This is a genomic window from Pseudomonadota bacterium (genome assembly GCA_013285445.1).
Classification (GTDB): domain Bacteria; phylum Pseudomonadota; class Gammaproteobacteria; order Xanthomonadales; family Wenzhouxiangellaceae; genus Wenzhouxiangella.
Genome location: CP053448.1, coordinates 2,893,733 through 2,917,184, shown reverse-complemented (window position 1 = coordinate 2,917,184; position 23,452 = coordinate 2,893,733). Strand labels below are relative to the sequence as shown.

The following is a 23,452-nucleotide window of genomic DNA, read 5'->3' as shown; positions in this document are numbered from 1 at the left end:
AGCGTCAGTCAGTCTGGACCTTCCGGTCGCCAATGAACACGTAGTAGAGCAGCGGAACCAGCAGCACGGTCATCACCGTCGACACCGCCAGGCCGAAGATCAGCGAGATCGACAGGCCGTTGAAGATCGGGTCGGGCAGGATGAAGGCCGCACCCAGCATGGCCGAGATCGCGGTCAGCGCGATCGGCTTGAGCCGTACCACGCCGGCCAGCACCACGGCGTTCTCGAGTGATTCACCCTCGTCGAGCAGCTGCCGGATGAACACTACCAGCAGGATGGAATTGCGCACGATGATGCCGGCCAGCGCGATCATGCCGATCATGCTGGTGGCGGTGAACTCGCGCCCGAGCAGGGCGTGGCCGGGCAGGATGCCGATCAGGGTCAGCGGAATGGGCGCCATCACGATCAGCGGGATCAGGTAGGCGCGGAACTGCGCGACCAGCAGCAGGAAGATGACGAACACGCCGACCGCGTAGGCCAGGCCCATGTCGCGGAAGGTCTCGTAGGTGATCTGCCATTCGCCGTCCCATTTCAGCGCCGGCGTGCCCGGCCAGTCGGGCTGGTTGATCCAGTACTGCGCCGGTGCGTCGGCCTGGTCGTGGAGTTCCGAGGCCAGGGCGAACATGCCGTACAGGGGCGAATCGATCTCGCCGGCCATGTCGGCGGTGACGTAGGTGACCGGCAGCAGGTCCTTGTGCTGGATGATGCCCGGCCACTGTGACGATTCGATCGTGGCCACGTCGGCCAGGCGGATCATTTCACCGGCGCGGCTCATGACCGGTAGCGACATCAGGGCCGCCGGCTGCGCCTTGTCGCCCTCGTCGAGGATCACGCGGATCGGCACGGCGTGCTTGGCGCCGGGGTCTCGCAGGTAGCTGATGCTGCGCTCGCCCAGGGCCACGGTCAGGGCGTCGACCACCTGGGCCTGGGACACGCCCAGGGTGGCGGCGCGGTGACGGTCGACGATGACCTGCCAGCGCTCGGTCGCCGCGGTGACCGTGGTGTCGATGTCGACCAGGCCGTCGATGCCCGCCATCTGCCGGGCCAGGGACTCGGCCACTTCGGCGCGCGCCTCGGGCGTGGGGCCGTAGACTTCGGCGACCACCGGCGAGAGCACCGGCGGGCCGGGCGGGACCTCGACGATCTTCACGGCCGCCCTGAAGCGCTGGCCGATTTCGGCCAGCGGCGCGCGCAAGTCCAGCGCGATATCGTGCGATTGCCGGTCCCGATCCTCGACCAGGTTGATCTGCAGGTCGCCGTGGTAGGGCTCGCCTCTGAGGTAGTACTGGCGCACCAGGCCGTTGAAGTTGATCGGCGATGCCGTGCCGGCGTAGGCCTGCCAGTCGGCAACTTCATCGACGTCGGAAAGATAGTCGCCCATGTCCATGAGAACGCGCAGGGTCTCTTCCATGGGCGTGTGCTCGGGCATGTCGATCACCACCTGCAGCTCCGACTTGTCGTCGAAGGGCAGCATCTTGAGAACCACCGCCTGGAAGAACAGCAGCAGGGCCACCAGCAGGGTCAGCCCCACGACGCCGCCGGCCAGCAGCCAGCGGTTTTTCCGGTTGTCGCCGAGAACGGGGTGAACAGGGTCGAAAAGATGCCGCGCAGGCGCGGGTTGACGCCCTCGGTCGAGCTTTCCTGGCGCTGGTCTTCGTGCCCGTCGGATCCGTGATCGCGCCGCAGCAGGCGCACGGCCAGCCAGGGCGCGAGCACGAAAGCCACCACCTGCGAGAGCACCATGCCGGCCGAGGCATTGATCGGGATCGGGCTCATGTAGGGGCCCATCAGGCCGGTGACGAAAGCCATCGGAATCAGCGCGGCCATGACCGTGAGCGTGGCCATGATGGTGGGCGTGCCCACCTCGTCGACCGCCGCCGGGATGACCTCGCGGATGGGCCGCTTCGAGATGCTGATGCGGCGGTGGATGTTCTCGACGATGACGATGGCGTCGTCGACCAGGATGCCGATCGAGAAGATCAGGGCAAACAGCGACACCCGGTTGAGCGTGAAGCCCCAGGCCCAGGAAAACACCAGTGTCACGAGCAGGGTAACCAGCACCGAGATCCCGACGATCATCGCCTGGCGCCAGCCCATGGTGGCCAGCACCAGCAGGATCACGGCGACGGTGGCCGAAACCAGGTCGCGGATCAGCGAGCGGGCCTTGTCCGAGGCGGTTTCGCCGTAGTTGCGGGTGATCAGCACCTCGGTGTTGTCGGGAATGATGCGGCCTTTCAGGATGTCCAGCCGGTCCTTGACGGCGTCGGCAATGTCGATCGCGTTCTCGCCGGGTTTCTTGGCCACGGCCAGGGTCACGGCCGGATACACCTCGCCCGGCTCGCCGGCGCCGCCCGGGCCGAAGCCGAGCATGACGCTCTGGTCGGGGACCGCCTCGCCGCGACGCACCTCGGCGACGTCGCCGAGGCGAACGGCGGTGTCGTCGTGCATTCCCACCACCAGTCGGCGCACCTGTTCGGCGGTCTCGAGCAGGCTGCCGGGCTGCAGCGGAATCGATACCCCGTCGCGCACCACGCGCGACTCTCCGCCAGCGCTGTTGGCCGCCTGGACGGCAGCGCGAATATCGGCCAGGGTCAGTCCGTAGCCGGCCAGCCGGGCCGGGTCGAAGACCACCTCGACGCGGTCGGGCACGCCGCCGACGGTGTAGACGTCGCGCGTGCCCGGCACGCGCTTGAGGGCGACTTCCAGGGTGTGGGCCAGGCGGGTCAGCTCCTCGCCGCTCTGATGGCCGTCGGGATCGTAGAGCGTGAGCGTCACGATCGGGACGTCGTCGATGCCCTTGGGCTTGACCACCGGTTGCCCCGCGCCGAGGTCGGCCGGGAACCAGTCGCTGTTGGAATAGACCTTGTTGTAGAGGCGGATGAGGGCATCCTGCCGGGGAATGCCGACCTCGAACTCGACGGTGATCACCGCCTGGCCCTGGCGGGAGGTCGAGTAGACGTGTTTGACGCCCGAGATCTCGTCGAAGATCTGTTCGCCGGGATTGGTGATCAGGTACTCGACTTCCTCGGCACTGGCGCCGGGAAAGGGCACGAACACGTCGGCCATGGTGACGTCGATCTGCGGCTCTTCCTCCTTGGGCGTGATGGCCACCGCGAGCAGGCCGGCAATGACGCCGACGGCGGCCAGCAGCGGCGTCAGGCGCGAGTCCTGGAACGCGCGCGCAATGTGTCCGGACGGGCCCATGCCGGGTTTCTGCCGGCTCATTGCGAGCGGCTTCGGGCGAACAGCGTTTCGGGATCGAGGGCGACTTGTTCACCCTCGGCCAGGCCCGACAGCACTTCCAGGCGCTGGTCATGATCATCGCCCTGGCGCGCGCCGATGCGAACCTGGCGCAGCCGGGGCTGGCCGGAGTCGGCGCGCACGAACACCGCGCGCAGCTCGCTGCGCCTCAGCAGGCTTGCGGCCGGAATCCACAGGGCTTCGCGCCGCTCGACCGGTAGCAGGACGCGCACCAGCTGGCCGGGGTAGGCCCCCAGGTCACCATTGTCGATCGTGATGCGAACCGTCACGCCGTGGCCGGGTGCGCTGGCGAAGGGGAAGCGGGTGATTTTGCCCAGCGACAGTTCCCGGCCGTCGTCGAGCAGGACGCGCGGGTCGCTGCCCTTCTCGTCGATCCGGTCGACGTAGCGCTGGGGCACCGAGGCGACGACGCGCAGGGGATCGAGCGCGAAGCCGCTGAGCAGCGCCTGGCCGGGCCGCACCGACTCGCCGATCTCGACGTGGCGGGCGGTGATGATGCCACCATAGGGCGCGGTGACGCGCGTGTAATCGAGCTGCTCGCGGGCCTCCCCGATGGCGCTGCGGGCGCGCGCCACGCGTGCGCGGGCGGCATTGAGCGCGTTGCGGGCCTGGTCCAGGTCGGACTGCGAGGCGACGCCGCGCTCGGCCAGGGGCTCGATGCGCTGGTAGCGCTGGCGCGCGTCCTCCAGGCCCGATTCGGATTCCTCCAGGTTGGCCTGCGCCTGCTCGAGCCGGGCGCGCTGTTCCGTGTCGTCGAGCCGGGCGATGAGTTCACCGGCCCCGACAAGGTCGTCGACGTCGTAGGGCAGCTCGACGATGGTGCCGGCGGTCTGGGCCGACACGGTGCTTTCCTGGACGGCTTCGATCCGGCCGTCGAGCCGCACCGACTCGACCAGGCTGGCCCGCTCGACCGTGACCCATTCCATGGCGGCGGTCGGAGCGGCGTGGGCCGCCGCCCAGGCGGCCATCGCGGCGATTGAAAGAAAGCGGCTTTTCATGACGGACCCCATGCGACAGTGCTCATATATTAGCATTATACGATATAGTGACACCCCCGCGCCGATCAAGCGTCTGATAATCGAAATCGACGGTCGGTTGCTGGTGAGCTTCGACGAATCCGTGAAGCCGGCGTTGTAAACTGGGAGAATGAAAGCGATCACCGAGCGACCGATGCTGGGCGCGGTCACGCGCGAACAACGCCAGGCGCGCGAACGCGAGCTCTCGCCGCTGGCAACGCGTTCGGTCGACAGTCGCGGCCGTGCGCTCGACGAGGCGCCCGATCCCTACCGCACGGAATTCGAGCGTGACCGCGACCGCGTCCTGCACTCGAAGGCCTTTCGCCGGCTCAAGCACAAGACCCAGGTCTTCATCAATCCGGAAGGCGATCACTTCGTCACCCGCATGAGCCACACGCTGCAGGTCACCCAGGTGGCGCGTGCGCTGGCCGTGGCCCTGGGCGTAAACGAGGTGCTGACCGAGGCCATCGGCCTGGGTCACGATTGTGGCCATACGCCGTTCGGGCATACCGGCGAGGCGGCGCTGTCAGACTACGTCGCCGACGGCGAATGGTTGCATTCGGCTCAGGGCGTGCGCATTTTCGAGGTGCTCGAGCCGCGCAACCTGAGCTGGGAGGTGCTCGACGGCATTCGGGCGCATACCTGGCGGGTCAAGCCACCGCCGCATACGCCCGAGGGCTGGGTTTGCCGCTTCGCCGACCGCATTGCCTATCTCAATCATGACCTGCACGACGCGCTGCGCGCCGGGGTGATCAGCGTCGCGGATCTGCCGCTCGGCATCACCGAAGTGTTCGGCCCGCTGAACGGCCGCAGCTGGATCAACGTCATGATCGAGGCAGTCATCGATGAGTCGTGCAAGCGCGGACGAGTGGCGATGCAGGCCGATGTGCTGCTGGCCATGCAGCGATTCCGCGAGTTCATGTTTGAGCGCGTCTACCTGCGTCCCGAATCCCAGGCGCAAAACGATCGGGCCCGTGGCGTCATTCACCAGCTGGTCGAGCACCTGCTGGCCCATCCGGACCAGATTCCCGACAGCTACCGCATCAACGACGCCGATCCCCTGACGCAGGTGCTCGACTACGTTGCCGGCATGACCGACCGCTACGCGCTGAATTTGCACGACCAGCTGTTTCGCCCGCGCGGCCTGGTCTGAACCCTGAACCCTGAACCCTGAACCCTGAACCCTGAACCCTGAACCCTGAACCCTGAACCCTGAACCCTGAACCCTGAACCCTGAATCCTGAACCCTGAATCCCTCCACTATATTGCCTACGGCTCCAACCTTCACCCGATGCGGCTGGAGCAGCGCCTGGGATCGTGCCGGCTACTCGGCACGCTGCGCCTGGAGGGCTGGCGACTGGTCTTCGACAAGCGTGGCGCTGATGGCTCGGCCAAGGCCAACCTGCGCCCGGCTCCAGGCAGTGATCACGCCGCCTGGGCGGCAGTCTATGCCGTGGAGCGTGATCGCCTGGAGCTGCTGGATCATTTCGAAGGCTGCGGCCGCGGCTATGAGACGGTTCGTTTCGAAATCGACATGGGGCGTCAGACCCTGGAGGCGCTGGCCTACCTGACGCCGTCGCAGTGGACCACGCGTGCGATGCGGCCCTATCGCTGGTATCGTGAACTGGTTGCTGCGGGTGCGCGCTTCCACGGCTTTCCCGCCGACTACGTCAGCCGGCTCGCCGGGCAGCCGGTCTCTGATGATCCGGACTCGCAGCGTGCCTCGGCCCGGCAGGCGCTGCTCAGGCAGATCAATGACCACAGGCGATGAATCCGGACTGCCGGCATGGGATCGCTGGCGACGCGCGCAGCGCCCCAGGCTGATTGCCGCGCGCAAGGCACTGCAACCGGACGACCGTCGTGACCGTGACCGGAACATCGATCACTGGCTGGCCACCGGTTTCGGTCCGGTTTCCGGACGTACGGTCGGATTCTGCTGGCCGTTTGCGGCCGAGCCCGAACCGCGCTTTGCTATTCGCCGCTGGCGCGCCGGCGGCAGCCGCGCCGCACTGCCGGTGGTGCAGGCGGCGCGGCGCCCGTTGCTGTTTCGTGAATGGTGGCCCGGTGTAGCCATGGCCCGCGGCGTCTACAACATTCCCTATCCGATAGACACCGGGCCGGTCACGCCCGAAGTCATGCTGGTCCCGGTCAATGGATTTGACGCCGGGGGCTATCGCCTGGGTTACGGCGGTGCATACTTCGATCGAACCCTGGTCGCCATGCGCGCACGTCCGATCTGCATCGGGCTGGGCTATGAAACCGCGCGGCTGGAGAGCATCGATCCGCAACCCCACGACATCCCCTTCGACTTCATCGTCACCGAGGCGGGGATCGAGCGGCGCGAGGGCGGGCGACTGCATCCGGTCACACCGTCGCAAGCAGAACAGTTTCTGGTCGCGCACGGAATGGTCGACCGGACGCCAGTCTGATAGGTTGACCCCAGGTTGAGCGGGATACCAGCAGGCATGGGCGCCAAGATCATCGACGGCAGGAAGGTGGCCGGAAAGATCCGGTGTCAGGTCGGGCAGGACATCGAGACCTGGATGGCCGATGGGCATCGCAGACCGTTTCTCCAGGTCATTCAGGTCGGATCGGACCCGGCGTCAACGGCGTACATCAGCGCCAAGACGCGGGCCTGCGGGGAGGTGGGTATTGCGTCGGCCACCTGCCGCCTGCCCGATACCGTATCGGCCCGCCAACTGGTCGACACGATCGAAGGCTTCAACCAGGACGAAGACATAGACGGGATTTTGCTTCAGCTGCCTTTGCCGGGGCATATTCAGTCGCATGATGTCATCGAGCATATTGACTTTCGAAAGGACGTCGACGGCTTTCATCCGATCAACCTGGGCCGGCTTTCCATCGACCGCCCGACCTTTCGTTCCTGTACCCCGGCTGGCATTCTGGAGCTGCTCAGCCATTACTCCATTCCGGTCAAGGGCCAGCACGCGGTCGTGGTCGGCGCCAGTCATATTGTCGGTTCGCCCATGGCAGTGATGTTTTCGCGGGAAAACAGCACCGGAAAGGCCACCACGACGATTTGTCACAAGTTCACGCGGGATCTGATCCGGCACACCGTGATGGCCGACATCCTGGTAGTGGCGGCCGGCCAACCCGGGCTGGTTCGCGGCGAGATGGTCAAGGAAGGCGTGGTGGTCATTGATGTCGGCATCAATCGCGTGACCGACGCATCCAGGAAAAAGGGTTATCGCCTGGTCGGCGACTGCGACTACGGCAGCGTGGCCGCCAAGGCCGGCTGGATGACGCCGGTTCCCGGCGGCGTTGGTCCAATGACGGTCGCCATGCTGATGAAGAACACGCTGCTGGCAGCCCGCCGCTCGATCTATCCGGACAGCTGTGCGCAGGCCCGGCATGGCATGCTTTGATCCAGATCTGACGTGGTCCATTCAGCAGGTGTCGCTTTTGGGCAAGTTCGTGCTTGTTTCGCTCTCTAGTATTAACCCTGAGTCAGCCTTTCTTTGAGGCTTACGTTGCGCGGACCGGGTGACCTGCGCCAGCGCGCATGTCAAACGGCAATTCAGGTGGACAACCGGGCCATCGTTCAAGATCGAGGTAGACAGGCATGATCAAGCTCAAAGACCGAAACGTTCCCGTCAATACCCGCAACAGCGGCGACGACGGAATGCGCATGTTGATTGATACGCGCATCCGCAAGTCACCGTTCTGGCACAAGTCGCTGGAAGCCGGCTGCTGGTGCTGCACGGTGTACAACCACATGTACCACCCGCGGGCCTATGCCAGCCCCCAAGAGGGGGGACTGATGAAGGAATACGAACACCTGACCAAGCATGTGTCGATGTGGAACGTGGCCGTCGAGCGCCAGATCTGCGTCAAGGGACCCGACGCGATCAAGCTGGTCGACTACGTGATCACCCGGGACGCCTACAAGAAATTACCGGTTGGCAAGGCACGCTACGTCATTCTGTGCAACGAGCAAGGCGGCATCATCAACGATCCCGTGCTGCTGCGCGTGGATGAGGACGAGTTCTGGTTCTCGATTTCCGACACCGACGTGCTGTTCTGGCTGCAGGGTATCAACGTCGGCGGGCGGTTCGATGTCGAGATCAAGGAGATCGACGTTTCGCCCCTGCAGATACAGGGGCCGAAATCCAAGGACATGATGGTCGACGTGGTTGGCGAAAAGGTGCTGGAAGTGCCCTACTACGGGTTGATGGAGGCCGAAATCAACGGTGTCAGCGTGGTCATTTCGCGCACCGGGTTCTCGGGTGAGGTCGGCTACGAGGTTTACGTGCGCGAGGCAACCGAACATGCCGAAGCCATCTGGGACCACCTGCTCGAGGCCGGCAAGCCCTACAGCATCATGGTCATCGCACCAAGCCACATCCGGCGCCTGGAAGCCGGGATTCTCTCTTATGGCCAGGACATGGATATCGAGACCAATCCCTTCGAGGTGGGTCTGGACTGGCAGGTTGATCTCGACAAGGGCGACTACGTCGGCAAGCAGGCCCTGGCCAGGCTCAAGAACGAGCCGCGCGAGCAGCTGCTGGTTGGCATGCGCGTCGGCGGCGAGAGGATCACCTGGTATAACGAAGATTACTGGCCGATCATTGACGGGTCCGGCAAGGAAGTCGGTTTCGTGACCAGTGCCTTCTATGCGCCGCAGAAAGAAAGCAACATCGCCATGGGTTTTGTGCCGCCCGAGCTGGCTGCCATGGGCACCAGGCTGACCGTTCGACTGCCTGAGAAGTACGGCGGTGACGCCGACGCCGAAGTGGTGCAGAAGCCCTTCCTCGATCCGGAGAAGAAAATTCCGTCGACGCGATTTACCCAGGTGGCCGCGGTGTTCTGACGCGAGCCGACGGGATGTTTGCAGCGAGACAGGCCGGAGCTTTCCGGCCTTTTTCGTATCCGGGGCCGGTGCGGCCGCACCGGCTACAGACTAGTGTACCCCGTCACTCATCTTGTAACTTATAGAGCGCCGTACAAGCCCGAGCGCAAGGCGGCGCTCGCCGGGAAGGGTGGTCACTTTGCAAGAGCGCCAACGCCGCGATCGGGCTTGTACGGCGCTCCCTGTCGGGCGAGTGCCTCAGGGGCCATCTGCGGCGTTGCGATTGCTTGACGTAGCCCCACTATGCCGGCGCAGTCGCGCCTTGCATCTGGCCCCTGAGGCACTCGCTATAAGTCACAAGATGAGTGACGGGGTACACTAGGCCAAGGCCCTGTCCAGCTCGTCGAGCGCCTCCGACCAGTCCTGGACCAGGCCGTAGTCGGCAATCTGGAAAATCGGGGCCTCGGCGTCGTTGTTGATGGCGACAATGACCTTCGAGTCCTTCATGCCGGCCAGGTGCTGGATGGCGCCGGAAATGCCAACGGCAATATACAGGTCGGGCGCCACGATCTTGCCGGTCTGACCGACTTGGTAGTCGTTGGGGACGTAGCCGGCATCGACCGCCGCGCGTGATGCGCCGACTGCCGCGCCGAGCCGTTCGGCCACTCGCTCGAGCTTGTCGAAGGCGTCGCTGCTGCCGAGACCGCGTCCGCCCGAAATCACGATTCTTGCGCTGGTCAGTTCGGGCCGGTCACTGATGGTGAGATCCTCGCTGCCAAAGGCAATGCCCTCGACCTGCGGCGGGGTGAATTCGATGGCCGCAATATCCGCCTGCCCTCCCTTCGCTGCAGGCTCGAAGGCGGTGCCGCGGACGGTGATCAGCTTGATCGAATCGTGGCTGCGAACCGTGGCAATGGCGTTGCCTGCGTAGATCGGGCGCACGAAGGTGTCGGCATCGACAACACCGGAAACATCGGAAATCGGCTGGACATCGCGCAGGGCGGCGGCGCGCGGAATGATGTTCTTGCCCCAGGTCGAGGCCGGCGCGAGGACATGGCTGTAGTCGCCGGCCAGCTCCGCGACCAGCGGTGCAAGCGTTTCGGCCAGGCCGTGATCGAACTGCTCATGGTCGGCCAGTAGCACCTTCGAGACCCCGGCAATGCCGGCCGCCGCCTCGGCCGCGCGGCGACAGTCGTGCCCGGCTACCAGTATGTGCACTTTGTCGCCGAGCTCGCACGCGGCGGTTACGGTCGGCCATACAGCGGCGGCAATCGAGGTGTTGTCGTGTTCGGCAAGAACCAGCATGTTCATTTCAGCTTCCTAATGCGGGGCGCAGGTTTCAGGACAGTCATATCGTTCCGGCTTCCCTGAGCTTGTCGACCAGTTCACCGATGCTGCCGACAAGCTCGCCCCCCTGGCGCTCGGGCGGCCGCCTGACCGAGAGCGTCACGTAGCGCGGCCTGATGTCCACACCGAGCTCGTCCGGGGTGCGCTGCTCGATCGGTTTGCGCTTGGCCTTCATGATGTCGGGCAGCTTGGCAAATCGCGGTTCGTTGAGCCTCAGGTCCACCGTGATGACGGCCGGCAGGGAGAGAATCAGCGTCTGCAGCCCACCGTCGATTTCGCGCGTGGCCGTTGCCCTGCCGTCGTCGATCTCGAGTTTCGATACGAACGTGGCCTGCGGCCAGCCGGTGAGGCCGGCCAGCATCTGTCCGGTCTGGTTGTGGTCGCCGTCGATGGCCTGCTTGCCCAGGAGAACCAGGTCGGGATCCTCGGCCTCGATGACTCGAGCCAGCAATTTGGCAACCGCCAGCGGCTGCAGTTCATCGCCTTCGTGGACGATATGGATCGCCCGATCGGCGCCGACGGCCAGGGCATATCTGAGTGTGTCCTGAAATGCCTGTGGTCCGGCCGAGACGGCGATGACCTCTCCGGCCATCCCCGCTTCTTTCAGTCGCACGGCCTGCTCCAGCGCGATTTCACAGAATGGATTCATCGCCATCTTGACGTTTTCGGTCTCCACGCCGGTTTCGTCGCGCTTGACGCGGACGTGGACGTAAGGATCGATGACGCGTTTGACGGGGACCAGGATCTTCATGTTCGTTCCTCTGTTGCAGGTGCTTATTCCATCAGGCCACGAGCTGCTCCGGCGGCCCCTGACCGCGACAAGCACAGCAGGGCACCGGACACCGCGGGCGTTCGACAAGCCGTGGGCGCCGAAATGCAGCCCCTTCTGGCCAGGATCGCCAAAGCCGACTGCTTAAGAAACTCCTTAAACATCGCGCAGCTTCCGGTTCTCGGGGTCGTACGGGCTTTCCGGAATGATCGTGACCCGATGACGATTTCCGAGAATATCCATTTCCAGCTCGGTGCCGACCCCGGCCAGGGAAGGCCGCACCATGGCAATGGCGTAGGACTGGTCCAGGCGATAGCCGTAGCCGCCGGTGGTGGCGCGACCGACCAGTTCACCGTCCTTGTAGATCGGATTATTGCCGACCGGATCGGCGTCCTCGACGTCGTGGACTTCCAGCATCACCAGCTGGTTGTCAAAGCCGCGCTCCTTCCATTTGATCAGCGCATCGCGGCCGATGAAGTCGCCCTTGTCGAGCTTGATGAAGCGATCGAGCCCGGATTCCAGCGCGGCGTATTCGATCGACAGCTCGTGGCCGGGCATGCGGTAGGTCTTTTCGATGCGCATGCCCTCCATGGCGCGGATGCCGAACGGTCTGATGCCGAGCTCGGCGCCGGCTTCCATCAGCGCGTCGAAGACGTGGTTTTGCATTTCGATCGGGTGGTGCAGCTCCCAGCCCAGCTCGCCGATGAAGTTCACCCGCAGCGCCTTGACCGGCGCCATGCCGATGATCACGTCGCGGCCGGTCAGCCAGGGGAATGCTTCGTTGGAGAAGTCGTCGGCCGAGACGCGCTCGAGCAGTTCGCGGCTGTTCGGGCCGGCCACGACCAGCGTGCCGAGCTGGGTGGAGAGATCGTCGAAGCGCACCGAGCCATCGTCGGGCATGTGCTTCCTGACCCAGTCGTGATCGATGCGGGTGTAGACGCCGGCCGAGACGGCGTAGTAGCAGTGGTCGGCTTCCTTGTGCAGCGTGAACTCCGAATGCACGCCGCCGTGCTGGTTGAGCGCGTGGCACAGTGCAATGCGGCCGTCTTTTGTCGGCACCTTGTTGGCCACCAGCCGGTCGAGGAATTCGCAGGCGCCTGGCCCGGAGATGCGCGCCTTGGCGAACGCGGTCAGATCCAGCAGCCCGACGTTTTTCATCACGTTCTGCGCTTCGTTGCGCGCGTGCTCGAACCACTTCGAGCGCCGGAACGACCAGTGGTCTTTCTGTTCCACGCCTTCCGGCGCGAACCAGTTGGGCCGTTCCCAGCCGTAGCGGGCGTGGAACACGGCGCCGAGCGCCTTCATCCGGTCATAGCACGGCGCAGTCTTCAGCGGCCGACCGGCCGGTCGTTCCTCGTCGGGATAGTGAGTCGTGAAAACGTTCTCGTAGGCTTCCTCGTTTTTTCTGATGAGATAGTTGCGCGTGGCATAGGGGCCGAATCGGCGCGGGTCGACGCCGAGCATGTCAATGGTTGGCGCGCCCTCGACGATCCATTCGGCCAGCTGCCAGCCGGCCCCGCCGGCAGCGGTGATGCCGAAGGAATGACCCTCGTTGAGCCAGAAATTGGGCACGTCCCAGGCCGGTCCGATGATCGGGCTGCCGTCGGGCGTGTAGGCAATGGCGCCGTTGTAGATCTGTTTGATGCCGGCCTCGCCGAAGGCGGGAACGCGATTGATCGCCGACTCGATATGCGGCTCGAGCCGCTCGATGTCGTCCTGGAACAGTTCATACTCGGCATCCGGGTCAGGACCATCCACGTAACAGGCCGGCGCGCCTTTCTCGTAGGGGCCGAGCAGCAGACCGCCGGCTTCCTCGCGCATGTACCACGAGCCGTCGGACTCGCGCAGCACGCCCATCTCCGGTTCGCCACGTTCGTGTCGGGCCTGAATGTCGGGATGCGGTTCGGTGACGATGTACTGGTGCTCGACCGGAATGACCGGAATGTCGAGCCCCACCATGCGCCCGGTCTGGCGGGCGAAGTTGCCGCTCGCCGAGACCACGTGCTCGCAGGTGACCTCGCCGGCATCGGTGATGATCGTCCATTCACCCGAGGCCGAGCGCTCAATGGCCTTGACCGTCACTCCACGGTTGATTTCGGCGCCGCCGGCGCGCGCCAGCCTGGCAAAAGTCTGGGTCAGGTCCGAGGGCTGGATGTAGCCGTCGTCGGGATGCCGAATGGCGCCGATCAGGCCGTCGGACACGGCCAGCGGCCAGATGTCGATAACCTCCTCTGGTGTGAGGAACTCGACCTTGACGCCGATGGTCTCGGCCACCCCGGCGTACTGGCGGTATTCGTCCATCCGGTCCGGGGTGGTTGCCAGTCGGATGTTGGACACGCGCCTGAGGCCGAGTTCGTGGCCGTCTTTTTCCTGCAGCGCGGTGTAGAGTCTGACCGAATACTTGTGGATCTGGCCGACGCTGTAGCTCATGTTGAAAAGCGGCAGCAGCCCGGCGGCGTGCCAGGTCGAGCCCGAGGCCAGCTCGCGGCGTTCGAGCAGCATCACGTCCGACCAGCCCTTGAGCGTCAGGTGATAGAGGGTGCTGACTCCGACGACGCCGCCTCCAATGACGACCACGCGTGCGTGTGATTTCATGATTCGACTCCGTGCGTGTTTTCGTGAATGACCCCGATGTCGTACTCGAGTCCGGCATCGAACAGCCACTTCAGCGCGTACTCGGCGAAGGAGCGGCGCATCTGGATGGCATATCGCCTCTCGCCGCTGCGGTGCAGCATGACGTCGGCCTGGGCCAGGCGGGTCAGCGCCATGTCGCCAACGGCGAAGGCGCGTGGGTGCAGGTCCAGCGAACAGCCTTTCATCAGCACGTCGACGGCCCGCTCGCCTTCGAGCAGCAGCGTCGTGTAGTAGTCGCTGAGGTCGACCAGGCTCGAGTCGCCGTCGGCCAGCGCGTCGTCAAGGGCGGTAATCAGCGCCTCGCGCCGGTCGTCCGGGGCCACAATCAGCCAGTGATCGACGCGCTGCCAGAAAACGGTCAGGTTGGCGCTCTCGGTTGCGCGATTGGGTGTGTCGTCCAGGGCCAGACCGAGCAGCGGCCCGATGCGCCGGTTAAGCGCATCCAGCGGTTCGATCGCACGCAGCATGAGGCGCGCGGCAAACGGTGATTCCGACAGCCTCGGTCCGGCACCCGCGCTGTGCCGCGCGGCCAGTTCGGCCAGTGCGCCAGCGAGCTGACTGTGCGGCCTGAGTGTGGCTTCAGCCATGCAGGCGCTCTCCTTCCGGGTCGAAAAAGACCGGGTCGACGACCTCGACTTCGGCGCGCCCGTCGCCGGTGTCGACCACCAGTCGCTCACCCTTGCGCGACAGCCCGCCGGCGACCAGCGCCATGGCGAAGCCGCGCTCGAGGTTGGGGCTGTAATAACTCGAGGTCACATGACCGAGCATCGGTACCGGCGGCGTCGTGGTCGCGCCCGGCTCGAGCACATGGGCGCCTTCCTCGAGCACCAGGTTCGGATCGCCGGGGTAGAGCCCGACCAGCTGCTTGCGGTCTTCACGCAGCATGTCGGCGCGATACAGTGAGCGGCGGCCGATGAAGTCCTTGTTCTTGCTCACCACCCAGTCCATGTTGAGATCAAGTGGCGTGATGGTGCCGTCGGTGTCCTGGCCAACGATGATGAAACCCTTCTCGGCGCGCAACAGATGCATGACTTCAGTGCCGTAGGGCGTGATGTCGAACTCGGCACCGGCGCTCATCACCGCTCGCCACAGCGCCAGCCCGTAGCGCGCCGGCACGTTGATCTCGAAGCCCAGTTCTCCGGAGAAGCTGATTCTGAACACGCGGGCCGGAACGCCGCCGCAGACATGACCCGAGGTCCAGGCCATGAACGGCATGGCATCTTTGGATACATCGATATCATCGACGAGCTTTTCCATCACCCGGCGCGAATTCGGCCCGGCCATGCTGGCCACCGCCCACTGGTCGGTGACCGAGGTCATGCGCAGCTTCAGCCTCGGCCATTCGGTCTGATGCCACTCCTCCAGCCAGGCCATGACCCTGGCTGCGCCGCCGGTGGTGGTGGTCATGTGGAAATGGTCTTTGCTGATGCGCGCGGTCACGCCGTCGTCCATCACCATGCCGTCCTCGCCGAGCATCAGGCCGTAGCGGCACTTGCCCGGCGCCAGCTTCAGCCAGGCGTTGGTGTAGATGCGGTTGATGAATTCGGCCGCGTCGGGGCCGCGGATGTCGATCTTGCCCAGCGTCGAGCCGTCAAGCACGCCGACCGATTCGCGCACTGCCCTCGCCTCGCGCTGCACGGCAGCGTGTTCGCTCTCCCCGTCACGCGGGTAGCAAAACGGGCGTTTCCACTGGCCGACGTCTTCGAACACCGCACCGTGTGCTTCGTGCCAGTCGTGCATCGGCGTCTTGCGCACCGGCGCGAGGAACTCGCCGGTGTTGCGCCCCGCCAGGGTGCCGATGGTCGCGGGCGAGTAGGGTGGCCGGAAGGTGGTAAAGCCGATCTCGGGCACGTCGAGTTGCTGCTGGCTGGCCAGGATGCCCAGCGCGGTAACGTTGCCGACTTTACCCTGATCGGTGCCCATGCCGGTGGTGGTGTAGCGCTTGACATGCTCGACCGAGCGGTAGCCCTCTGTCAGCGCCAGCTTCAGGTCCTTGGCGGTGACGTCGTTTTGCAGGTCGACCCAGGCGCGCTTGTTCTTGTCCGGTACCGACGAGGGCAGCTCCCAGGCCGGCTCCAGGTCGAGTCGGTTTGCTGGAGTTCCGGGGGCGGCCGGGATTGCCAGCGGCGGTCCGTCGAAGCCGGCCGCGCGCGCCGCGGCGAGACCGACATCGGCAGCATCGACCAGTGCCTCGGTCAAGTCGAACAGACCGCGCGCACCCCCGGTCGGATGCAGGCCGCGTTGCTCGGCCGCAGCCGGCACAAAGCTGGCCAGGGTTTTATCGAATCGAAGTGGCCCTTGCAGATGCGAAAACAGATGCACCACCGGGTTCCAGCCGCCCGAAGCGCACAGCAGATCGCAACGGAGGGCTTCGCCACCGCGTCCGGGCTGGCCGTTAGCGCCGACCGGCTTGACCTCGACGGCCCGAATACGACCGCGGCCGCAGGTGCCCACGGCAGTGTGTCCGGCCAGCACGCGGATGCCCTTTGACTGGGCCCGCTCGACCAGCCTCAGCGGCGGCTCTGGGCGGGTATCGATGATCGCCGCGACTGTCGCCCCGGCCTCGGCCAGGTCGAAGGCGGTCTGCCAGGCGCTGTTGTTGTTGGTCAGCACAGCCGGCTGGCAACCGGGGAGCACCCCGTAGCGGTGTAGATAGCTGCGCACGGCGCCGGCGAGCATGATGCCGGGCCGGTCGTTGAGGTGGAACACCAGGTGACGCTCGTTCAGCCCCGTCGCCATCACGGCTCGCGCCGCCCGCACCTGCCAGAAACGCTGTCTGGGGACGTGCTGCGGCCGCTGTGCTGGCGGCAGGTGATCGGTCACTCGCTCGACCAGGCCGAAAAAGCCGTCATGGTAGGCGCCGAACACCGTGGTGCGCGACAGCAGCGTGACGTTGTCGCGCTCGGCCAGTGAGGCGATACGCCGGGCGATCCAGTCATCGGTTGCCGGCTCGTCAAGCAGACGGCCGCCGAAGCGGTCACGCTCGTCGGCGAGGATGACGCGGGCGCCGGTTCGCGCGGCTGCCTCGGCGGCAATCAATCCGGTCGGCCCGCCGCCGGCCACCAGGACCTCGCAGGTCTGATAGCGGTGCTCGTAGCGGTCGGGATCCGGGCCGGCCGGCGCTCGCCCCATGCCGGCGGCGTGCCGGATGATTCGTTCATAGAAGTTCCACAGCGCCGCCGGGGCCATGAAGGTCTTGTAGTAAAAGCCGGCCGGCAGCAGTGACCAGAACCAGTCGTTGATCGATTGCAGGTCGAAGTTCAGCGCCGGGCGGGCGTTCTGCGAGCGCGCGACCAGACCGTCGTAAAGCTCGACCTGGGTGGCGCGCAGATTGGGCTCGGTGATCGTTTCATCAGGCCCGACCTGCACCAGTGCGCTGGGCTCGGTGACGTCGGCGGTCAGGATTCCGCGCGGCCGATGGTACTTGAAGCTGCGTCCGACCAGATGGACGTTGTTGGCCAACAGCGCGCTGGCCAGCGTGTCGCCAGGATGGCCGGTCAGCCGCCGCCCGTCGAACGTGAATTCGACGCATCGCTCGCGGTCGATACGGCCGCCGCTCTTGAGCCGGTTTTCCTGGCGGGAGAATTGCATGTCAGTCTCCGTGCGCCCCTGGCGGCGTTTCATCCATGCGGTAGACCGCCACGAACTCGTCGGTGGCGGTGTTGCGCAGCGCGTTGAACCACTGGCCGCAGCCGTGCACGTGCACCCAGCGTTCTGCGTGCACGCCGAGCGTGTTGCTGCGCATGAACAGGTAGTCGGCCCACTGCTCGTCGCTCATGGTTTCGCTGTCGGTCGGCCGCACGATATGCGCTTCGCCGCCGCAGCTGAACTCGCGCTGGTCGCGCTTACCGCACCAGGGGCACTCAATCAGGAACATACAGGCGCTCGTTCAATCGAGGCTTGGACAGCGCACGAGACGTTGTTTTTTCGGAATACGCCATGCTGCGATGAATGGTGACTGTGGCGACTTCGTGGCCGGATCGGATGGCGATCACTCGCTTCGGTTCGACGCGTGGCGAGGCCCTCTGCGAGTGATCGCCACCCGATCCGGCCGGCATTGAGCCACTTCTGGGCGACCGGGGTTCCGGTTGGCGCTATCCCGGTCGGATGCGATCGGGGTTCTTGCGTGTTGCGAGATTCGAACATGATTGGCTGAACCTTCAGTGCGCGACCGCCGCGGCGCCGTGCTCGGCGACCAGCGCGCCGGTCGAAAAGCGCTCCAGCGAGAACGCAGCGTTTTTCCGGTGCGGCTCGTCTCGGGCGATGGTGTGGGCGAACAGGTGGCCGGAGCCGGGCGTGGCCTTGAAGCCGCCGGTGCCCCAGCCGCCGTTGACGTAAAAGCCCTTGACCGGCGTCTTGCAGATCAGTGGCGAGGCATCCGGGCACACGTCGACGATGCCGGCCCACTGGCGCATCATGCGCACCCGGCTGACGATCGGGAACATCTCCTTGAGCGCGCAAAGCTGCTCCTCGACGATGTTGAAGCCGCCGCGCTGGGTATAGGAGTTGTAGCCGTCGATGCCGGCGCCGATGACCAGTTCACCCTTGTCGGACTGGCTCAGGTACACGTGTACCAGATTGGACATGACCACCGTGGGCATGACCGGTTTGAGCGGTTCTGAGACCAGCGCCTGCAGCGGGTGAGACTCGATTGGCAGGCGCAGTCCGACCATGCCGGCCAGGACGGAGGTATGCCCGGAGGCAACGATAGCGACCTTCTTCGCCCGAATCCTGCCGCGGGTCGTATCCACGCCCGTGACCGCGCCGTTTTCGCGGAAGATGTTGGTGACCTCGCACTGCTGGATGATGTCGACGCCCCGCTCATCGGCGCCGCGGGCATAACCCCAGGCCACCGCGTCGTGGCGTGCCACGCCGGCCGATTTCTGGTAGCTGCCGCCCTGGATCGGGTAGCGAACGTCGCGGGAAATATCGATGATCGGACAGACGGCCTTTACGCCGTCGGCGTCCAGCCACACCGAATCGATGCCGTTGAGACGATTGGCGTGCACCCGGCGCCTGATGTCCCGGGCCTCGTTCTGTTCATGGGCGAGATTGATGACGCCGCGCGGGGAGTACATCACGTTGTAGTTCAGCTGCTGGCTGAGTGTCCGCCACAAATCGAGGGCGTGGTCGTACATCTTTGCGCTGGCGTCTTCGAGATAGTTCGATCGGACAATCGTGGTGTTGCGCCCGGTGTTGCCGCCGCCGAGCCAGCCTTTTTCGAGCACGGCCACGTCAGTGATGCCGTGTTCCCTGGCCAGGTAGTAGGCGGTGGCCAGACCGTGGCCACCGCCACCGACAATGACAACCTCATACTCGCGCTTCGGCTCGGGATGCCGCCAGACTCGCGGCCAGTTTCTGTGGCCCGTCAATGCGTGGCGAAGCAGCGTTAGCGCGGAGTAGCGCTTCATGACTCAGAACAGGCCGATGATCTGGTCGGCATCATCCAGGCCGATCACGTTGGCAGCCGGCTCGCGCGGCAGTCCGGGCATGGTCATCATGTCGCCACAAACGGCCACCACGAATCCGGCACCGGCGCTCAGCCGCACTTCGCGGACGTTAATGACGTGGTTGACCGGTGCGCCTTTGAGATTGGGGTCGGTTGAAAAGCTGTACTGGGTCTTGGCCATGCACACCGGCAAATGGCCGTAGCCGACGTCCTCCCACTCCTTGAGCTGGCGCACCACGCGGGCCGGTGCACTGACGCCGCTGGCGTGATAGAGCTCGGTGGCGATCGTCGAGATCTTGTCGAGCAGTGGTGTATCGTCAGGATACAGCGGGCGGAAGCGGGCTTGTCCACTGTCGGCCAGTTCGGCGACGCAGGCGGCCATTTCCTCCGTGCCGTGGCCGCCCTCGGCCCAGTGCCTGCAGATGAAGGCTTTGACTCCCAGGCGCTCGCAGAATCCGGTGATCGAGGCAATTTCCTCTTCGGTGTCGCCGCTGAAGTGATTGATAGCCACCACCGCCGGCACGCCGAACCGCTTCAGGCTCTCGATATGGCGGCCGAGGTTTTCCAGGCCCAGGCTGACCGCGTCCACGCTGGGCTTTGCCAGGTTCCTGGCCGTCACTCCGCCGTGCATTTTCAGCGCCCGCACGGTGGCGACCAGCACTGCGGCCGCCGGTTCCAGACCCCCCTTGCGACACTTGATGTTGAAGAACTTCTCCGCTCCCAGGTCGGCACCGAAGCCGGCCTCGGTAACGACGTAATCCGACAGTCGCAGCGCGGTTTCGGTTGCCATTAGCGAGTTGCAGCCATGGGCGATGTTGGCGAATGGCCCGCCGTGAATGAAGGCCGGGGTGTTCTCCAGGGTCTGGACGAGGTTCGGCAACAGCGCGTCCCTGAGCAGCACGGTCATGGCCCGGTGCGCCTTGAGATCGCGCGCGGTGATCGGCTCGCGGTCCCGGCTGTAGCCAACGACGATGTTGCCCAGCCGCTCTTCCAGATCACGCAGGTTGCGGGCCAGACAGAAGATCGCCATCACCTCGGATGCGACCGTGATATCGAAACCGGTCTCTCGCGGGTAGCCGTTGCCGACCCCGCCCAGCCCAGAGACGATATGGCGCAGGTTGCGGTCGTTCATGTCCATCACGCGTTTCCACGTCACCCGGCGCACATCGATGTCGAGCGCGTTGCCCCAGTGGATATGGTTGTCGAGCACGGCGGCGAGCAGGTTGTGCGCCGTCGAGATGGCGTGGAAGTCGCCGGTAAAGTGCAGGTTGATCTCTTCCATCGGAACGACCTGGGCATAGCCGCCGCCGGCTGCACCACCCTTCATTCCGAAGCAGGGACCGAGACTGGGCTCACGCACGCAAATCATCGACTTCTTGCCAATGCGCGACAGACCATCACCCAGCCCGACGGTGGTCGTGGTCTTGCCTTCCCCGGCCGGGGTCGGCGTGATGGCCGTGACCAGAATCAGCTTGCCATGCGGTCGGTCCGCGAGCTCACGCAGGAAGGTATCGTCGATCTTGGCGATATGGTGACCGTAGTGACGCAGTGCTTCCGGCGGAATGTCGAGTTGCTCGGCAACCTCCTTGATCGGCTTCTTGTCGGCCCTGCGGGCGATTTCGATATCGCTGATCACCTTGTGGGCCTCGGCTGGCGCGTCAATGCCTGCGACTTCCTGGGCCAGGCTGAATACCTGGTGGTTGGCTGCTTCCTGGGTCATGTCGCCGCCTCATGTGTGGATGCTCGTGTACTTGTAATCTGTCACACCCGGGTCGGCCAGTGCCGTCCGCCGGCGACACGTTGTTTTCTATTTGCGACTTCGTGCGCAATTCTTCATACTGACCCGAACGGAGGATGCCGGCGTGCTGCGGCAGCGGTCGAGTACCGAAAACCGGACCCTGCACCGGGCGCTGCCGGTGACCTGTTCAACGGCCGGGTCGTTGCGGCCCGGTACCGACGAATGCCCTTGAAGGGTCTGGAGATCGAATGGATGTCGCAGCCGGGAGCTGAAGTTCGACAGTCGCGCAGGGGCACGGGCTCGAAGAGCCTGTCGGCGCGCCTGGGTACCGGAAAGGCCAGCCTGCAGCGGGCCAGATTCATCGCGTTCTACCTCTATCCCAACTTCTCGATGATCGCCTTTGCCTCGGCAATCGAGGCGCTGCGTCTTGCCAATCGGGTCGTCAAGAGTCAGCTCTATCAATGGGCCATCATCAGCACCGAGGGCGGCCAGGTGCAGGCCAGCAACGGCACGTTGATCTGCGTTGACCAGTCTGCCGCGGAAAGTCGCATTACGCCCGGGAAGGATGTGGCTTTCGATTATGCCTTCGTGGTCAGTGGGCTGGGCGTGCAGAACTTCAGCGACAAGGCGGCCGAGAGCTGGCTGCGCGTTCAACAGCTTCAGGGCTGCCGGATCGGTGCCCTGTGTACCGGTGCCTATGTGCTTGCGCGCGCCGGTTTGCTCAGGCACCACAAGTGCGTCATTCACTGGGAAAAGCTCAACCTGTTTCGCGAGCACTTTCCGGACGTCGACGTGTCGGCCGATCTCTATGAGGTCGACGATCGTGTTCTGACCTGTGGCGGGGGGACCGCATCGCTTGACCTGATGCTTTACCTCATTCGCGAAGAGCACGGTCAGGATCTGGCCTGGGCCGTCTCCGAGCAATGTCTGATCGATCGCATGCGCAACCCGCATGATCATCAGCGACTGCCGCTACAGGCGAGGCTGGGAATCCAGAATAACAAGGTGATTTCCGCCATCGAGATCATGCTGGCCAACCTGCAGGAACCGCTCAGCCTGGAGGCACTGGCCGAATACATCGGCCTTTCACGACGTCAGATGGAGCGGCTTTTCGAGGCCCACATCGGCCAGTCGCCGGCCCGCTATTACCTGAGCATGCGCCTGGATCGGGCCCGACATCTGCTCTACCAGAGCGATATGAATATCCTCGATATTGCCCTTCGTTGTGGCTTTGTTTCGGCCTCGCATTTTTCCAAGTGCTACAAGGAGATGTACGGCAAGTCGCCGCGCGAGGAGCGCAAGCTGGCGATGGGGTAGTGTCTACCCGGTCACGCGAAAGCCGGTCCCGAAGCGGTTCATCTCGAAGTGGCCTTTCTCGATGGCGTTGAGAAAGCGCATCGTCTGCTTGATGCCACCGAAATTGTAGAAATGGGCGCGGGTGATCGGGCAATCGGGCGTGTCGTGGTAGTAACGTGCCAGGGCGGTGATGATGCCGTCGGGTGTGCTGATCGAATTGGCGCGCAGCAGATTGAGGCCCTGCTTGCGCAGGAAACGCAATGAGCGATTGACCCCGCACATGCGTGAATACCTCAGCAGTGTGTTGATCCTGGCCGGTCCCGGGAAGCCGATATTGACCGGCAGCTGATTGCCCCATTCGCGAATCTGCTCGAGCCATCCCAGGACAACGGCATCGTCCAGCGTGAACTGGGTAACGATGTACATGTGGACGTTGTTGTGGCAGGCAAAGCTGTTCTTGTACTGGAGCGCCTCGCGGATCTTCTCGTCCGGGATGTCGTTGTTGCCGCCGGGATGTCCGGCCACACCGATCGAGCGCAGCTCGAAATGCTGAAACAGGCCGGTGCCGAGCATGTCGATGGTTGATTCGAATTCGCCGATTGGCCTGTCGCGGCTGCCGCCGACCAGGAGTACGTCGCGTACATCGGCCTCGTGACGCAGGCGCGCCAGGGTGTCGTGCAACTGCTCCGGCCCGGTCAGACTGCGCGCCGCCAGGTGCGGAATCGGTTCCATGCCGTCGCGCCGCAGGTCAATGGCCGACTGCACGATCTGGTCGGTGGTGTTGTTGGGCAGGTGGGTAATGAATACCCGGCGGCCGTAGTTCATGATGTCGGCGAACGAGTCGATCTTGTTGAGGACGCCAGCCGTCAGCTCCAGTGACGCATTGGTCACGAAGTACTGGACCTGTGCCTTGAGCGCGTCGTGATCGGGCAGGAAATGGGTCGCCAGGCTCATGGTCGCCACTATACGCAGGACCTGCCAGACAAAGCATTCCGAAAGCGTCTTTGGCAGGGGCAGGCGTGACGGAAAAAGGCAAGTTGCAGCTTTCGCCGCGGTTGTTTTGCGTCCGGTCCCGGGCTGTGATAGCGTCGCCTGCAGGGCGATCTTCACGCATCGCGAAGCACCTGGAGAA

At 64.7% G+C, this 23,452-nt stretch carries 16 protein-coding genes and 1 pseudogene; 6 read left to right on the top strand and 11 right to left on the bottom strand.

Features of this window, described 5'->3' with window-relative positions; genetic code table 11:
* Nucleotides 1-4 precede the first annotated feature (4 nt).
* Nucleotides 5-3,225, bottom strand: a pseudogene (locus tag HND55_13050) (efflux RND transporter permease subunit).
* Nucleotides 3,222-4,259, bottom strand: a complete 1,038-nt coding sequence (locus tag HND55_13045; protein QKK03505.1) for an efflux RND transporter periplasmic adaptor subunit — start codon at nt 4,257-4,259, stop codon at nt 3,222-3,224. Before HND55_13045 ends, HND55_13050 begins: the two are co-directional and overlap by 4 nt.
* A gap of 172 nt (nt 4,260-4,431) precedes the next feature.
* On the opposite strand from HND55_13045, the gene HND55_13040 reads away from it, so the two are divergent.
* The 5 genes from HND55_13040 (at nt 4,432) to HND55_13020 (ending at nt 9,108) form a co-directional block, all read left to right on the top strand.
* Nucleotides 4,432-5,430 carry an HD domain-containing protein gene (locus tag HND55_13040; protein ID QKK04107.1) on the top strand — a complete coding sequence of 333 codons (999 nt, stop codon included), beginning with the start codon at nt 4,432-4,434 and terminating at the stop codon, nt 5,428-5,430.
* 138 nt (nt 5,431-5,568) lie between these two features.
* Nucleotides 5,569-6,048, top strand: coding sequence for a gamma-glutamylcyclotransferase (locus tag HND55_13035; protein QKK03504.1), 480 nt, complete (start codon nt 5,569-5,571; stop codon nt 6,046-6,048).
* Nucleotides 6,032-6,706 carry a 5-formyltetrahydrofolate cyclo-ligase gene (locus tag HND55_13030; protein QKK03503.1) on the top strand — a complete coding sequence of 225 codons (675 nt, stop codon included), beginning with the start codon at nt 6,032-6,034 and terminating at the stop codon, nt 6,704-6,706. Before HND55_13035 ends, HND55_13030 begins: the two co-directional genes overlap by 17 nt.
* A 36-nt stretch (nt 6,707-6,742) precedes the next feature.
* Entirely contained in the window at nt 6,743-7,663 is a 921-nt protein-coding gene (gene folD, locus HND55_13025; protein QKK03502.1) for a bifunctional methylenetetrahydrofolate dehydrogenase/methenyltetrahydrofolate cyclohydrolase FolD, read from the top strand.
* Nucleotides 7,664-7,860: 197 nt separating this feature from the next.
* A complete protein-coding gene (locus tag HND55_13020; protein ID QKK03501.1) occupies nt 7,861-9,108 on the top strand; it encodes an aminomethyl transferase family protein in 1,248 nt (415 codons plus the stop codon).
* Between the two features lie 357 nt (nt 9,109-9,465).
* Here HND55_13020 and HND55_13015 read toward each other — a convergent pair whose 3' ends face one another.
* The 8 genes from HND55_13015 to HND55_12980 all read right to left on the bottom strand — a co-directional run bounded on the left by HND55_13015 (nt 9,466) and on the right by HND55_12980 (nt 21,006).
* Entirely contained in the window at nt 9,466-10,398 is a 933-nt protein-coding gene (locus HND55_13015) for an electron transfer flavoprotein subunit alpha/FixB family protein (GenBank protein ID QKK03500.1), read from the bottom strand.
* 37 nt (nt 10,399-10,435) lie between these two features.
* Entirely contained in the window at nt 10,436-11,185 is a 750-nt protein-coding gene (locus tag HND55_13010; protein QKK03499.1) for an electron transfer flavoprotein subunit beta/FixA family protein, read from the bottom strand.
* A 174-nt stretch (nt 11,186-11,359) separates the two neighbouring features.
* The gene (locus HND55_13005) at nt 11,360-13,798 is read right to left on the bottom strand and encodes a GcvT family protein (protein ID QKK03498.1); all 2,439 of its coding nucleotides are present in this window, start codon (nt 13,796-13,798) and stop codon (nt 11,360-11,362) included.
* Entirely contained in the window at nt 13,795-14,424 is a 630-nt protein-coding gene (locus HND55_13000; GenBank protein QKK03497.1) for a sarcosine oxidase subunit gamma, read from the bottom strand. The genes HND55_13005 and HND55_13000 overlap by 4 nt, the downstream gene beginning before the upstream one ends.
* Nucleotides 14,417-17,428 (bottom strand): sarcosine oxidase subunit alpha family protein, encoded by a 3,012-nt coding sequence (locus HND55_12995; protein ID QKK03496.1) that lies wholly within the window; start codon nt 17,426-17,428, stop codon nt 14,417-14,419. Before HND55_12995 ends, HND55_13000 begins: the two co-directional genes overlap by 8 nt.
* Before the next feature lies 1 nt (nt 17,429).
* Complete coding sequence (locus HND55_12990; protein QKK03495.1) at nt 17,430-17,714, bottom strand: sarcosine oxidase subunit delta; 285 nt, start codon at nt 17,712-17,714, stop codon at nt 17,430-17,432.
* A 283-nt stretch (nt 17,715-17,997) separates the two neighbouring features.
* Nucleotides 17,998-19,248: a sarcosine oxidase subunit beta family protein gene (locus tag HND55_12985; GenBank protein QKK03494.1), complete on the bottom strand. Its 1,251-nt coding sequence runs from the start codon at nt 19,246-19,248 to the stop codon at nt 17,998-18,000.
* A 3-nt stretch (nt 19,249-19,251) separates the two neighbouring features.
* The gene (locus HND55_12980) at nt 19,252-21,006 is read right to left on the bottom strand and encodes a formate--tetrahydrofolate ligase (GenBank protein QKK03493.1); all 1,755 of its coding nucleotides are present in this window, start codon (nt 21,004-21,006) and stop codon (nt 19,252-19,254) included.
* Nucleotides 21,007-21,276: 270 nt separating this feature from the next.
* Between HND55_12980 and HND55_12975 the strand changes: the two genes are divergently transcribed.
* Nucleotides 21,277-22,341 (top strand): GlxA family transcriptional regulator, encoded by a 1,065-nt coding sequence (locus HND55_12975; protein ID QKK04106.1) that lies wholly within the window; start codon nt 21,277-21,279, stop codon nt 22,339-22,341.
* Between the two features lie 3 nt (nt 22,342-22,344).
* Here HND55_12975 and HND55_12970 read toward each other — a convergent pair whose 3' ends face one another.
* Complete coding sequence (locus tag HND55_12970; GenBank protein ID QKK03492.1) at nt 22,345-23,274, bottom strand: metFprotein; 930 nt, start codon at nt 23,272-23,274, stop codon at nt 22,345-22,347.
* Between the last annotated feature and the right edge of the window lie 178 nt (nt 23,275-23,452).